This window comes from Paenibacillus sp. GP183, from assembly GCF_900104695.1.
Classification (GTDB): domain Bacteria; phylum Bacillota; class Bacilli; order Paenibacillales; family NBRC-103111; genus Paenibacillus_AI.
This window is the reverse complement of sequence record NZ_FNSW01000001.1, coordinates 2,396,971-2,410,819: the sequence shown is the minus strand read 5'-3', so window position 1 is coordinate 2,410,819 and position 13,849 is coordinate 2,396,971. Positions and strand designations below refer to the sequence as shown.

Below are 13,849 nucleotides of genomic sequence, written 5' to 3'. Positions count from 1 at the left end.
AAGGAGTGCCAATTGAGATGAAAGCCGCAGGAAATGGCTTTAAATGGCTTTTCGGATTTATTTTTTTAGGTATTTTTATTAATCTTGCAGACCTGTGGAAGCCATCACTCTACGGCACTTTAGCAACATTGTTAATATGGATATGCGTGCTCATCTTGTGTTTCAGACAGCGTTCTTCACTCAGTTCCAAGGAAGCAGCGATTGAGCAATTGCAGCAGGAACAGATCTTGTTATTTATTCAGGAATCCCAAGTCGTCGCAGACCGATTGGCAGCTGCTGTAGAGGAAGTGAATCGATCCATCAGCCAGCTTACAACGATAGCGGATTCCTCGATTCAGGGTGAAGAGGAGCTGCAGATTCGTAGCAATCATGCAGCATTGCAGCTTCAGGAAGCTTTTGCTGCGATTCAGCAGGTTGCCGCCGCTGCGGATCAAATCCTCGATTCCGCGGTTCATATGCATCGGGAAAGTGAGCAGACGAAGGATACGGTTATTGATGTATGCAAATCGCTTAATACGACAGATGAAGTGATGAATGATTTACATAATAACAATGATAAAATTCAGCAGCGAATCGAAGAGCTCCATTTGCATACTTCCAAGATCGAAGAGATCAATACTTTTATCACAGAGGTAGTTTCACAAACCTCATTGCTGGCTCTCAATGCCTCCATCGAAGCGGCTAGAGCCGGTGAGCAAGGCAGAGGGTTTTCAGTGGTTGCCCAGGAAATCAAGAAATTAGCCGCCCAAAGCCATGAAGCTGTAACCCGCTCTTCGGAGATTCTCTCATCCATCGAAAGCGGAGTGTCACAGGTGGTGACAGCCGTTATAGATGAGAAAAAAGCGGTTATCCATGGAATCGATGAAATGCAAGTCATGAAGGATAAAATTGACAAAATCTTTTCCCTGATTCTGAGCGTGAACACCTTGGTGACCAAGGCAACGGATGCCACCAAGCAGCAATCTGCATTAGCTTCAGATTCTACTTCTTCCTTGGGAGAGGTCGTGGAGCTGGTAAACGGGACCCGGATTAGTGTGGAGCATACGCTTGAGCAGATGAAAAAACAAAGACATGAAGTGTCGATGCTAAAGCGAATTAATACAAATCTGGATCGTTCCTCAGCTGAGCTTATCACGGCCATTCAAGCTATCGGAGTACGCAAGCTCGAGTCCACAGTGGATGTTAATATTTCTGATATGAAGCTGATATTGAGCTCATTGGTGCAAGAGCCTGACATTATCTCCATGGTGGAAGACGCACATGCTGCTCATTTAAGTACTGTGCTGAACAAAACAACTGGAATTGAAGCGATCTGGTCAAATAGAGGGGATGGAACCTTTATTTTTTCGCTGCCGGAAGCCGGACTGGTTAATGGAAAGAGCCGGGAATGGTGGAAAAAGGCGATGTCAGGGGAATTTTACATTTCTCCGGAATACGTGTCAGCTATCACTAAAAAACCATGTATTACTATGTCAAAAACCATTATGGACAAGAATGGAATCCCGATTGGCGTCATCGGTATGGATTTATTGCTGAAATAAGGGTCCGCAATGTGCACACGTAACAATAGATAGAAGTTATTCATTGAGGCGCAACAAGGGCAGCCTCAAAGTCTAGATGACTTTGGGACTGCCTTTTTATTTACCAAGACAATCACGTTTTCGATTGTTCGTGATTTTGTCAAATATTCATCAAGACTCGTCATCCCTCTCCGTCTACAGACTGAGTAAAGTTTCAATCTTACGGCTCTTTTCATATTTTTTCACTTCCAATAAAATAGAAGTATGCCAAGCAAGTTAAACCTTTGGAGGAAACAGTCATGAACTCGGATTTTATGCAAAAATTCACGTGGGGTCTTGTCATTATCATGGCGGGAGTGTTCTTTTTACTGAATCAGTTGGGGTTGATCTCTTTCGATATTGGATATATATTTTCAACCTACTGGCCTGTAATCCTCATTTACAGTGGACTCATGGGCTTTATCTGGAAGCTGAGGGTGCATGGGGGCGGTGCCTTATGGAGTTTGATGCTTTGTGCAGTCGGGGTTATCTTTTTGCTTAAAAATCTGGAGCTGACCACGTTGTCGCTGGGACAGATGTTTCAATTTCTTGGGCCAGCCGCGTTAATCATTTTTGGACTCAGCATTATATTTAAACCGTCCAGAAGCAGCCGGCAGGGCAGCCGATCATGGGAATGGGATTCCTCCGCTGCTGCATCAAGAAAGGAAAGACGTGAAGCTTATAGGGAGCAGCGAAATCAGTATCGTGAAGCGCGTCACCGCTATAAGCATGAAAGAATTCACAGAAGGGATGAAGGAAAGCCAGGGCAGCCTGAACAGCCGGAACGCGCGGAAGACCTCCATCGCCATCTTAGCGAAGAAGAAAAAGAGGTACTGAAGGACATTCACGGTGAATTCGATCCTGACAAGCATAACAAGCCCTGGGATTTGCCGGATCCGCCTCAAGCGCCCAGTACAGCAGAGTCACCGCGACAACCGCGACCTCCTTTTGAGAATAAAAGTAAATATTACGATGACTTTGTCAATAATTACAATGTCCAGGGAGCCCATTATAAATCCAGCTTTATCGGGGACGTTCATTTGGGCAATGAGCCTTGGGAGCTGCAGCCTATGGTGATCTCACATTTTATTGGCGATACCGTCATAGATTTAACCCGTGCCTCCATTCCACTCGGCGAAACTCCGATAACAGTTTCATCCTTTATAGGAGATGTGAAAATTTTTGTGCCAGGCGATATGGATATCGAGGTAAAAGTCTCATCGAGCTCGTTTATTGGCGATATGAGGGTGCTGGATCATCATGAAAGCGGGATGTTTCGCCATCTGAAAACCCAGACGATGCACTATGAAGATGCTCAGCACAAGCTGATGCTCACGACGAGTATGTTTATCGGTGATGTTATCGTCAAAAGGATAGGTTGAGGCAGGATTATGTATAAATTGCGAATGTTCAATATGAAGTGGCAGCTGCTTGGTTATTTTTTTACGGCAAGCTTGATCACTGTTTGCGCCTTATATATAGCACTTGAGTACTTTCAGGTGGAGCTGGCGAATATTCTGTTCCGATTCGGGTTATTGGCTCTCCTGTTATTCGTTGGCTTGGTTATAGGCTATGTGGCCACGAAAAGGTGGCAGCGCAAGCTGGATGAGCTTCACGTAGCAATGCTGGAGCTCTCCAAAGGGAATTTCAAGAGCAGAATGAACATGGAGCCCGTAGATTCCTTTCGTTATTTATTTGAATCCTTTAATGTGATGGCCTCTGCCGTGGAGCAAAAAGTGCAGCTCCTGCAAAAGCTGGGAGAAGCGGAGGCTTTGCAGGATCAGCAGCAAACAGAAGCGGCCGTGATGGAGGAGAGAAGGCGGCTGGCGCGGGATCTTCACGATACCGTCAGCCAGGAGCTGTTCGCTATTCACATGGCGGCTTCTTCGCTGCCGAAAATCATGGATCGTAATCCTGCTGCATCAGCAAGTGTCATGGACCAGCTTATCCAAATGTCGCATCACGCACAAAAGCAAATGAGGGGCTTGATTTCCCAATTGAGGCCGATTGAGCTGCAGGATATGTCGCTGGAGGAGGCGCTCTATAAATGGTTCCCGGAATATTGCCGTGCCAATGAGCTGCAGGGACAACTAGAGGTGGTGCTGCAGGAAGGCATATCGGAGGCTATTGAGCACCAGCTGTTTCTTATTATTCAGGAAGGCATGGCGAATATCGTCAAACATGCTTCCGCGAAACAAATCCAGCTTTCATTATATGAAAGAGAGCATCAGTACATTTTGCAACTGCAGGATAACGGCCAAGGCTTTGAACGCAGCGAAATTCCATCAGCCTCTCACGGCCTGTCGACGATGCGGGAGAGGGCACAGAAGCTGGGTGGAAGCACCGAGGTTTTCAGCAAGCTGGGGTCTGGAACCAGGGTGAGAGTCCAGATTCCTAGATTCACCGACACTGCAGACCTAACAATATTGGGGGAGGAACAAACGAATGAATAGCGTTATCAGAGTCATGATTGTCGACGATCACGATATGGTAAGGGTCGGGCTGCGTACTTATTTATCTCTGGAGCCTGATCTGCAAATCATCGCAGAGGCTGTGCATGGAAAGGAAGCTTTGGATAAGCTTAAGGTTGGCTTTCCCGAAGGACTTCCTGATGTTATTTTAATGGATCTTACGATGCCTGTCATGGATGGGATTGAAGCGACGAAGCTGATTTCCGAGCAATTTTCGCATATCAAAGTCATTATGCTTACCAGCTTTTTGGAGGAAGCGAAAGTTGTAGAGGCCGTGGAAGCCGGCGCAATCAGCTATGTATTGAAAACGGTGTCTTCCGACCAGCTTGTACACGCCGTAAAGAGCGCATTCAAAGGCATGCCGGTCATGAACTCGGAAGTTTCGCTTGCGCTTACGCGAGGCCTGAGACAAAGGACCGCGAATTCCGATGATGAAGCCTTGACGCTCCGGGAAAAAGAAGTTCTAATGCTGATTGCCGATGGCAAAAACAATAAGGATATTTCCGAAGAGCTGCATATCAGTATCAAAACAGTAAAAACACACGTCAGCAATCTATTGATGAAATGTGAGCTGGAGGATCGGACACAGCTGGCCATTTTTGCCCATCGCAAGGGCTGGGTGGAAAAAACGGCAAAATAATACATAAAAAATCCAATTTGGAACACATTAATGCAGAGCTTATCCATAGCTCAACCTTAGTATTTAAGGAGTGGGCGGCATGAAATCATTGGAATCCAAGCTGGAACATGTGCAGGAATCATTCGACAGCGTAAGGGCTAATTTACACAAGCATAACTTTACACTTGGCGGAAATTGGGATTATGATCATGGATATTTTGATCGGAACTTGGATGAAGCCCAAAAGGTTTGGCTGAGGATTCCCTTCCAGGTGATCACCGGAAGATTGGAAGGAGATACCGAAGCTACGGATGCGTTTGTCCAAATCGGTACTCCGTTTGTGCTGAAGCATCTATATAATGAAGGCTTGGATCCGGAAGCCGAGGCGGAGACGTACGGGGCTTTAGTCGATCAATTCCAGACGCCTGTTGATGCTGATGCGAAATTGGAAGATCCGTGGATCCAGAAAGCTTCTGCACTGCTTAAAGAAGTAGAACGCAATTGGCAGCTGATTTAGCTTCTGATTGCTTTTTTTTAGCTCCATTTTATTGTTTCTTAAGGTTTGTTTAAGGTTAAGAGTCCATTATATGAATGTAGACATCACGAACATGACATTATGCGACAACAGCTTGCATATATGCTATTATCATTTCTAATAATGGAGGTAGAGACTTTATGGAAGACAACAAAAAAGATTACGGCGATTTTTTCAAGCAACAGCAGTCTCAAAATGATCATGCACCGGAGGACCCGTCCAAAGAACCTTCAGCCAAGCCTGAGCGTCCTTCCTATTATTATTCCTATGGACCTTACAATTCCGCGTTTCAAGAGAATAAACCTGAAGACGGAAGACAGAATTCTACATCGGTTACAAGCGCTAACGGAACTTCCAGTGTGGAAGTAACACCGCCCAAGCCGCTGCGTCCGTTCGGATATGCGGATTCGCCGCTGCCGAATACAGCCAACGAGTGGGATCGTGAAAAGAAGAAGCGTTCATCCGCTCGGAGTATCTTTGCAGCTTTCATGGCTGGAGCAGTTGTGGTAGCGACATTGATGTTTTCTGCAGATAAGATGAATCTGTTCACTGGCAGCCAACCACTCGCTCCAAGCGGTTCAGGGACAAATGCAGCGAGCGGCACTAATTCAAGCAGCAGCAATAACGGCGGAGTCCAAAAGACAGCGCTGGATCTTAACAGGCCTACTAACATTGCCCAAATTGCCAAGGATGCTGGTCCGGCTATCGTCAAGGTAGAAGCATTGGTAAAGACCCAAGCCAACTCTAATAACGGTATTTTCAATGACCCTTTCTTCCGCCAATTTTTTGGCGACGGGCAAGGCGGCCCCACGCCTCCAAACAGCGGGCAAAATGGCAGCGGCGGGAGCGGCGCGCTTCAACCGGCTGGAATGGGAACAGGGTTTATTTTTGAAAAATCCGGTTATATTCTGACCAATGAACACGTTGTGGACGGAGCCGATCAAGTGCAGGTTACCGTACAAGGCTTTGATAAGCCATTTACAGCCAAAGTACTCGGGACCAGCTATGATCTTGACCTTGCCGCTCTGAAAATTGAAGGCACTGCTGATTTCTCCACCCTGCCAATCGGTAATGCGGATAGTGTGAATGTGGGTGACTGGGTCGTAGCAATCGGAAATCCCTATGGATTTGATCACACGGTAACGGTTGGCGTACTCAGCGCAAAAGAGCGTGGAATCAGCATCCCGGATACCAAAGGCACAAGAAATTACAAAGCCTTGCTCCAGACGGATGCATCGATTAACCCCGGAAATTCCGGCGGTCCGCTGCTGAACCTGAATGGGGAAGTTATTGGAATTAATACGGCTGTGAGCGCTCAAGCCCAAGGCATCGGGTTTGCGATTCCGTCCACCACCATTTCCTCCGTATTGGATAGCTTGAAAAACAATGTTACCATCCCTAGAACTCCAGTCCCATACCTGGGAGTATCACTTCAGGATATCGATAGCAGTTGGGTTACTGAATTGAAGCTGCAAAATACAGAAGGCGCTATTGTAGGCACTGTTGACCGCAAAACGCCAGCTTTCACGGCAGGAGTTCGCCCCTATGATGTTATCGTTGATATTAACGGTGCCAAAGTGAAGAACAGCGCAGAATTGGTCGCAAAAGTGAAGGCCACCAAGGTCGGTGACAAAGTGACGCTGGGCATCATCCGCGACGGTAAACGAACTGATATAGTTGTAACGGTCGGTGACAAAAATCAGTTGAATCAAACAGCACCGGCGCAATAAGGGGAGACCGTTTTTTTTCAAAAAAAGGAGTGGAGACACGCGGCCACAGGCTTGCAAGCTCCGCTTCTTTTTGCTATCGCGAATTTTTGATACAATACACCTATCAGGATAGAGAAGGGCGGCCGGATATGAGAGAGAAGATTTTAGTGATTGACGATGATGAGAAAATTACCTCCATGCTTCGGCGAGGATTGGCATTTGAAGGCTATACCGTGGTTACAGCGGCCAATGGCACTGAAGGGCTTAAGCAAATATTGGAGCAAGAGCCCCATCTGTTGATTGTCGACGTGATGATGCCGCAGGTCGACGGGTGGGAGGTCGTTCGCAGAGTTCGTGAGGGCGGCAGCGATATGCCTATCTTAATGCTGACCGCAAAGGATGAAGTCGGCGACAGGGTTAAAGGGCTTGATCTCGGGGCCGATGATTACCTCGTGAAGCCGTTCGCGCTGGAGGAGTTGTTCGCGCGGGTTCGTGTCTTGCTGCGCAGACGAGCAGAGCGACCCGAACAGGCTACGAATCGGCTAAGCTATGAGGATATTGTGCTTGATCTCGACACCAGAGAGGTATTCCGCGGAGGCAAGCTGGTTGAGCTGACAACCAAGGAGTTTGAGCTTCTCAGCCTTTTTCTGCAAAATCCGAAGCGAGTGCTTTCACGAGATATCATTATGGAGAAAATTTGGGGCTATGATTACAGCGGGGAATCGAACGTTCTCGAGGTGTATATCGCGTTGCTTCGCCAAAAAACGGAGGAGTATGGAGACAAAAGGATTATCCAAACCGTTCGCGGCGCCGGCTATGTCCTGAGAGGAGAATACTAGCATGTCGCTCCGATTGCGGTTAACGATGTGGTATTCGGGGATTTTGGCGGTTACCCTGATGCTCTTCGGCATCAGCTTATATTTTTTCCTGAATTACTATGTGTACAATGATTTGGAAAACAGTTTGAAGCAAAACGCGGAGACAACCTATTCTCGCATCCAATCGCATCCTACTATGACTTTAAAGGGATCTTTGGTATTTGACTTAGAGCTGGAAAACCGTGATTTGAACGCCACCAATACGTACCTTCAATTGTATAATTTTCAAATGAAAAGCTTGAAAAGATCGGCAGTTTTAGATTATTACAACTTTAATCTCCCCATTGATCAAAACACGATTGATATGCTTAAGAAAAAGAAAGCTTTTTTTGTCAAAACGAATGTATCCGGGCAAGACTTGCTCATTTATCATATGGGCCTTTATGATCCGAACAATTCCAATCAGCTTTTAGGTGTGCTCCAGGCAGCTATCCCTATTGGAACGTTTGAGAAATTTTTTAACGCGCTGCAGTACACGCTTGCATTTCTTGCCCTGCTCACCATCCTGATAGCAGCATCCTTCGGCTGGTTTATGGCACGCAAAGCTCTTATGCCGATCGACCAGGTCATCGCAGCCGCCAATCAGATTGAAAAAGGTGATGACCTCGAGCGGCGAATCGAATACAACGGACCTAATGATGAAATCGGCAGATTGACCGACACGATTAACGGAATGCTGGCTCGCATGCAGGTGATTTATTCCGAGCTGAATGAAGCTTATCGGGCGCAGCGCAGATTCGTATCTGATGCGTCTCACGAGCTGAGGACTCCACTTACCACGATTAGAGGCAATGTTGATTTGCTCGAAAAAATGTGGAAACAGCCTTCGGGGAGCGAACAGTTGGCCAATCCGGAAAAAATGGAAATTTCACTGGAAGCTATGCAGGATATTGCCGGAGAGGCCCAGCGCATGAGCCGCCTTGTTAATAATCTGCTTGCCTTGGCAAGAGCGGACGCAGGGTTTCAAATGGAGAAGAGTCCGCAGGAGCTGGTTCCGTTGGTCGAGGAGGTGATACGCAGGGCTCAATTTCTGCCTCGTGCCGCGGATTGGGAAGTGGGCGACCTCGATGTGCTGGAAGGCGCAATCATTTTGGGAAATCGGGACTATATCCAGCAGTTGTTGTTTATTTTCATAGAAAATGCGTTCAAATATACCCCTCATGGCGTGGTGAAGCTGGATGCGCTCCGCTCTCGGGAACAAGTGGGGATACGCGTAACAGATACGGGAATAGGCATGGACAAAGAAGAGATTCCACTGATCTTCGAACGATTCTATCGTGCGGATCCATCCCGCGGGGAAACCTCGGGAACAGGGCTTGGATTATCGATTGCCAAATGGATTATTGACGAGCATAAAGGATCGATTGAAGTCACCACAAGCAAGGAAAAAGGCAGTACCTTCATCATCTGGTTTCCCGCCTCCTTTTCACCATCTCTGCAATAAGCTATAATTGTAGAAGGTTGTCAAAGTCATATACGGATTCAAGGCAGGTGGACATGATGGAAGTCGTTAAAATATCACCGAGAGGCTATTGCTACGGGGTTGTGGACGCAATGGCCCTGGCCATGCAAACTGCAAAAAATCTCAATTTGCCGCGGCCTATTTATATATTGGGAATGATTGTGCATAACTCGCATGTTACAGAGTTTTTTAAAGAAGAAGAAGGTATTATTACACTGGATGGAGAGAATCGTCTGGAGATTCTGGAACAAATTGAACACGGAACGATTATTCTGACCGCTCATGGCGTGTCTCCAGAAGTGCGGCGCAGAGCGCGGGAAAAGGGCCTTACAGTTGTCGATGCGACTTGCCCGGATGTCACTAAGACACATGTTCTGATTCGTGAAAAAGCGGCTGAGGGCTACGAGATTATTTATATAGGCAAAAAGGGACATCCCGAGCCGGAAGGCGCGATGGGTGTTGCTCCAAGCCAAGTCCATCTGATCGAAAATCTTGAAGAAGCTGATGTTCTGAAGCTTCCGGCTAAACGTATAATTATTACAAATCAAACGACGATGAGCCAGTGGGATATCAAGCATATCATGAATAGATTGCTTGAGAGATTCCCCCAAGCGGAAATCCACAATGAAATTTGCCTTGCTACCCAAGTAAGACAGGAAGCTGTTGCGGAGCAAGCGAAGGAAGCGGATCTGGTTATTGTGGTAGGTGATCCCAAGAGCAACAACTCCAATAGGCTTGCCCAAGTGTCGGAGGAGATCGCCGGAGTCAAATCATACCGGATCGCCGATGTGACAGAATTGGATCGCAGATGGCTCGAATCAGTCCGCAAAGTAGGCGTTACCTCAGGTGCTTCCACACCGACACCGATCACTAAAGAAGTGATTTCCTATCTGGAGTCGTATGATCCGAAAGATGAAACCACTTGGGAGCAAAAACGTACTATCAATATGAAGAGGCTTATTCCCGCTGTCAGAACCAAAGCAAGCATTTAATAATAAATGTGATAATCTTCGAATAAATCTTTTTGACAGGATGTTGGGTATAGTGCAGGCTGCACCGAAGAGGAATCCGTCCAAGCTTCGCTTCGATTGGAATAAAACCAAGCGATGGTTTAAATACAAATACTTGCTGCTCTTGCGGGCAAAAGGCGGGCCTTCCATGGTAGCAAGGGGCTTCTCGATCGGACTTGCGGTCGAGATGTTCACATTGCCTACAGGAGGGCTTGCTTTCCTGCTCATCTTTCCATTGATTTATTTGTTTAGGGCTAATCTTGCGGGTGCACTTATCGGATTTGTATTCGGTAAGGTGATCTATATCCCGTTCGCCTTTCTCAACAAAAGTGTTGGAGCGTTTCTCATCCCTAAAGGCACCAAGCGTTATCTGATTCATCATTTGCCGCATCTGCTGTCCAATATCATTCGCGGAAGTCTGGATCTGATCGTCGGCGGTATGGTGGTTGGTGTTGTTCTAGGTTTAATAATGTATTTTCCAATCATGTTTCTCCTTCGATATCATGCTGACCGCAGAAAAGAAAAACGCAAAATACGCAAAGCGCAGCTGGTTTCAAACGATACTACTGAATCAAATTAGTGCTTGACGAAAATTCGTCAAGCGTTGTATATTTACTTTAGCGATTAAAAGCATAAAAGCACACAAGCGTTGAAGCGATCAAGAGCCTGTGTCCCAAAAAATTAGGAGCGTGAAACTAATGATCGTAGTAACATCCAATAAGGTTGCCGAGGAACGCATTGCCGAAATAGTTCATGTCATTGAAAAACATGGTATGCAAGCGCATATTTCCAGAGGTGAGGACCGTACAGTTATTGGAATTATCGGTAAAGCGGATCCTGTTTTGGCAGAGCATTTGCGTCAAATGTCAGGAGTTGAACAAGTGGTCAAGATTTCAAAGTCCTACAAGCTGGCCAGTCGTGATTTCCACCCAGCCAACACGGTTATCAAAATCAAGGATGTTGAAATTGGCGGAGACGAGCTTGTAGTCATGGGCGGACCTTGCGCAGTTGAAACACCTGAGCAAATCGATGAGATTGCTCGGTTGGTTAAAGCAGCAGGCGGCCAAGTGCTTCGCGGAGGCGCGTTTAAGCCAAGAACCGGACCTTACAGCTTCCAAGGTGTAGGCGTAGAAGGTTTAATCATGATGGCTGAAGCCGGCAAGAAGCATGGGTTGCTGACCATCACAGAGGTTATGACTCCTGAATATGTGGATATTTGCTGTGAATATGCGGATATCTTGCAGGTAGGAACACGGAATATGCAAAATTTTGATCTGCTTCGCAAGCTCGGAACGGTTCAAACTCCAGTCTTGCTCAAGCGTGGATTCAGCTCTACTTACGATGAGTTCCTGAATGCGGCTGAGTACATCCTGGCTGGTGGAAATTCAAATGTGATGCTTTGTGAAAGAGGCATACGCACCTTTGAAACTTACACTCGCAACACACTGGATCTGTCAGCGATCCCTGTGTTGAAGCAGTTAAGCCATCTGCCTGTCATCTCCGATCCAAGTCACGGCACAGGCCGTAGAGAGCTCGTTGAGCCCATGACCAAGGCATCAGTAGCCGCTGGCGCAGACGGTTTAATCATCGAGATGCATACAGATCCGGACAATTCCATGACGGGAGACGGTGTCCAATCCCTATTTCCTGAACAATTCGCGAAATTGCTGGTTGATTTGGAAAAATTATCTCCGCTTCTTGGCAAAACCTTCAACACCAAAAAAGAAGCAGTTTTCAATTAATCGTACATGGGAAAAAGTGACATGTTTTTTCTGAAAATGAGAAAACAAGTCGCTTTTTTGTGTTGAAGCTAACAAATCTGTCAATTGTGTGAGCATAGCTTACACTTAACAAAGAAATACCTGACATAAGTATTGACGTTACAAAGTGAATAGCTTTATAATATGTGCTAAGAAAACGAAAAAAATAGAACAATCAACGTGCAAACTAAGTAGAATGTACGGAAATAGGAGGAAATTTTCAATGTCAGTTCAAAATGTATTAAACCTGATTAAGGAAAAAAACATCGAGTGGGTGGATTTCCGTTTTGTGGGACTTTCTGGTAAAGCCCAGCATATTTCCTTACCTGCTTCCGAGGTCGAAGAAGAAACGTTCAAGAACGGTGTTGCTTTTGACGGTTCATCCATCCCGGGTTTCCGCGGTATTGAACAATCTGACATGGTCATGATGCCGGATCCGGACACGGCTTATGTAGATCCTTTCACTGCTCATTCTACACTTATAATTATGTGCAACATCTTTACACCGGAAGGCGAAGCTTATGATCGTGATCCGCGAAGCGTAGCACAAAGAGCGGAAGCCTATTTGCAAACTGCCGGTGTGGGTACAGCAGCTTATTTCGCTCCTGAATCCGAGTTCTTCATCTTTGATGATGTGAGATTCGAAACGGGCATAAACAAATCCTACTTCGAGGTAGATTCCGAAGAAGCGGTATGGAATACAGGCCGTAAAGAAGAAGGCGGTAACCTGGGTAACAAAATTCAAGTGAAAGCTGGTTACGTTCCGGTTCAACCTATTGATTCCCAGCAAGACATCCGCAGTGAAATGTGTCGTTTGTTGGCTGAGACAGGCATGCGCATCGAGCGTCATCACCATGAAGTGGCTACAGCCGGACAGGCTGAAATTAATTTCCGCTTTGACACATTGACTAAAACGGCAGATAACCTGATGAAATACAAATACATTGTTGCCAACACAGCCAGACAATATGGTAAAGTAGCGACATTTATGCCGAAACCATTGTTTGGTGATAACGGAAGCGGCATGCATGTGCATATGTCGATCTTCAACAATGGCGAGCCGCTGTTTTATGAAGCAGGCGCTTATGCCAATCTTAGTGATTTGGCGATTCATTATATCGGCGGTATCCTGTACCATGCTCCGGCATTGATCGCACTTACCAACCCAAGCACCAACTCGTTCAAACGTTTGGTTCCTGGTTATGAAGCGCCGGTTAACCTGGTGTTCTCCAAGGGTAATCGTTCCGCAGCGGTTCGTATCCCGGTAGCTGCCGTAACACCTAAAGGCTGCCGCATCGAGTTCCGTACGCCGGATTCCACAGCGAACCCATACCTTGCTTTCGCAGCTATGCTGATGGCTGGTCTGGATGGAATCAAGAAGAAAATCGACCCTCGCGCTTTGGGTTATGGTCCATTTGATAAGAACATCTATGAAATGTCCGATGAAGAAAAATCAGAAATCCGCAGCGTTCCTGGATCTTTGGACGAAGCACTGGATGCGCTTGAAGCCGATAGCGAATTCTTGTTGGAAGGCGGCGTATTCACTAAAGACTTCCTCGATAACTATGTTGAATTCAAACGCGGTGAAACCAAATCCGTTGCGATCCGCATTCACCCACACGAGTACGCTTTATACTTTGATTGCTAATCAGTAATTATCCATACGAAATAAACCTCCCGAATTTTATTTTCGGGAGGTTTTTTTTGTGAAAAGTTGCAGGAAGCGGGACTGGCGTGCATGTTGGGAAGATGATAGACTGGCTTGTATTGGCGCGGGATGATGGGAACGGTGGGATTGGTAAGACTGGCTGGACTGATGTAATTGGTATCTACTGGGAATAGCTGG

12 protein-coding genes are annotated in these 13,849 nt (G+C 46.4%); all 12 read left to right on the top strand.

The genetic code is table 11. The features are described 5' to 3' along the window. Positions 1–17 precede the first annotated feature (17 nt). The 12 genes from BLV33_RS11975 to glnA all read left to right on the top strand — a co-directional run bounded on the left by BLV33_RS11975 (position 18) and on the right by glnA (position 13,651). The gene (locus tag BLV33_RS11975; RefSeq protein WP_090791388.1) at positions 18–1,541 is read left to right on the top strand and encodes a methyl-accepting chemotaxis protein; all 1,524 of its coding nucleotides are present in this window, start codon (positions 18–20) and stop codon (positions 1,539–1,541) included. A 278-nt stretch (positions 1,542–1,819) separates the two neighbouring features. Then, a complete protein-coding gene (gene liaF / locus BLV33_RS11970) occupies positions 1,820–2,941 on the top strand; it encodes a cell wall-active antibiotics response protein LiaF (protein WP_090791386.1) in 1,122 nt (373 codons plus the stop codon). 9 nt (positions 2,942–2,950) lie between these two features. Further along, complete coding sequence (locus tag BLV33_RS11965) at positions 2,951–4,012, top strand: HAMP domain-containing sensor histidine kinase (RefSeq protein ID WP_090791384.1); 1,062 nt, start codon at positions 2,951–2,953, stop codon at positions 4,010–4,012. Next, entirely contained in the window at positions 4,005–4,670 is a 666-nt protein-coding gene (locus BLV33_RS11960; RefSeq protein WP_090791382.1) for a response regulator, read from the top strand. The genes BLV33_RS11965 and BLV33_RS11960 overlap by 8 nt, the downstream gene beginning before the upstream one ends. A 79-nt stretch (positions 4,671–4,749) precedes the next feature. Next, positions 4,750–5,166 (top strand): YugN family protein, encoded by a 417-nt coding sequence (locus tag BLV33_RS11955; protein WP_090791380.1) that lies wholly within the window; start codon positions 4,750–4,752, stop codon positions 5,164–5,166. Between the two features lie 158 nt (positions 5,167–5,324). Next, the gene (locus BLV33_RS11950) at positions 5,325–6,914 is read left to right on the top strand and encodes a S1C family serine protease (RefSeq protein WP_090791379.1); all 1,590 of its coding nucleotides are present in this window, start codon (positions 5,325–5,327) and stop codon (positions 6,912–6,914) included. 128 nt (positions 6,915–7,042) lie between these two features. Further along, a complete protein-coding gene (locus BLV33_RS11945) occupies positions 7,043–7,732 on the top strand; it encodes a response regulator transcription factor (RefSeq protein WP_090791378.1) in 690 nt (229 codons plus the stop codon). A gap of 1 nt (position 7,733) precedes the next feature. Next, positions 7,734–9,215: a sensor histidine kinase gene (locus BLV33_RS11940; protein WP_090791376.1), complete on the top strand. Its 1,482-nt coding sequence runs from the start codon at positions 7,734–7,736 to the stop codon at positions 9,213–9,215. Positions 9,216–9,271: 56 nt separating this feature from the next. Next, positions 9,272–10,225 (top strand): 4-hydroxy-3-methylbut-2-enyl diphosphate reductase, encoded by a 954-nt coding sequence (locus tag BLV33_RS11935; protein WP_090791373.1) that lies wholly within the window; start codon positions 9,272–9,274, stop codon positions 10,223–10,225. Positions 10,226–10,277: 52 nt separating this feature from the next. Then, entirely contained in the window at positions 10,278–10,823 is a 546-nt protein-coding gene (locus BLV33_RS11930) for a DUF2062 domain-containing protein (protein ID WP_253187049.1), read from the top strand. A gap of 118 nt (positions 10,824–10,941) precedes the next feature. Beyond that, positions 10,942–11,985, top strand: a complete 1,044-nt coding sequence (gene aroF, locus BLV33_RS11925) for a 3-deoxy-7-phosphoheptulonate synthase (RefSeq protein WP_090791369.1) — start codon at positions 10,942–10,944, stop codon at positions 11,983–11,985. 241 nt (positions 11,986–12,226) lie between these two features. After that, positions 12,227–13,651, top strand: coding sequence for a type I glutamate--ammonia ligase (glnA, locus tag BLV33_RS11920; RefSeq protein WP_090791366.1), 1,425 nt, complete (start codon positions 12,227–12,229; stop codon positions 13,649–13,651). Positions 13,652–13,849 lie beyond the last annotated feature (198 nt).

What these genes read in the sequence shown, in the direction of transcription:
- BLV33_RS11975 (WP_090791388.1), top strand. Translation starts at nt 18, where the DNA reads ATGAAAGCCGCAGGAAATGGCTTTAAATGGCTTTTCGGATTTATTTTT.
- glnA (WP_090791366.1), top strand. Translation starts at nt 12,227, where the DNA reads ATGTCAGTTCAAAATGTATTAAACCTGATTAAGGAAAAAAACATCGAG.
- liaF (WP_090791386.1), top strand. Translation starts at nt 1,820, where the DNA reads ATGAACTCGGATTTTATGCAAAAATTCACGTGGGGTCTTGTCATTATC.
- BLV33_RS11960 (WP_090791382.1), top strand. Translation starts at nt 4,005, where the DNA reads ATGAATAGCGTTATCAGAGTCATGATTGTCGACGATCACGATATGGTA.
- BLV33_RS11950 (WP_090791379.1), top strand. Translation starts at nt 5,325, where the DNA reads ATGGAAGACAACAAAAAAGATTACGGCGATTTTTTCAAGCAACAGCAG.
- aroF (WP_090791369.1), top strand. Translation starts at nt 10,942, where the DNA reads ATGATCGTAGTAACATCCAATAAGGTTGCCGAGGAACGCATTGCCGAA.
- BLV33_RS11935 (WP_090791373.1), top strand. Translation starts at nt 9,272, where the DNA reads ATGGAAGTCGTTAAAATATCACCGAGAGGCTATTGCTACGGGGTTGTG.
- BLV33_RS11945 (WP_090791378.1), top strand. Translation starts at nt 7,043, where the DNA reads ATGAGAGAGAAGATTTTAGTGATTGACGATGATGAGAAAATTACCTCC.
- BLV33_RS11940 (WP_090791376.1), top strand. Translation starts at nt 7,734, where the DNA reads ATGTCGCTCCGATTGCGGTTAACGATGTGGTATTCGGGGATTTTGGCG.
- BLV33_RS11955 (WP_090791380.1), top strand. Translation starts at nt 4,750, where the DNA reads ATGAAATCATTGGAATCCAAGCTGGAACATGTGCAGGAATCATTCGAC.
- BLV33_RS11965 (WP_090791384.1), top strand. Translation starts at nt 2,951, where the DNA reads ATGTATAAATTGCGAATGTTCAATATGAAGTGGCAGCTGCTTGGTTAT.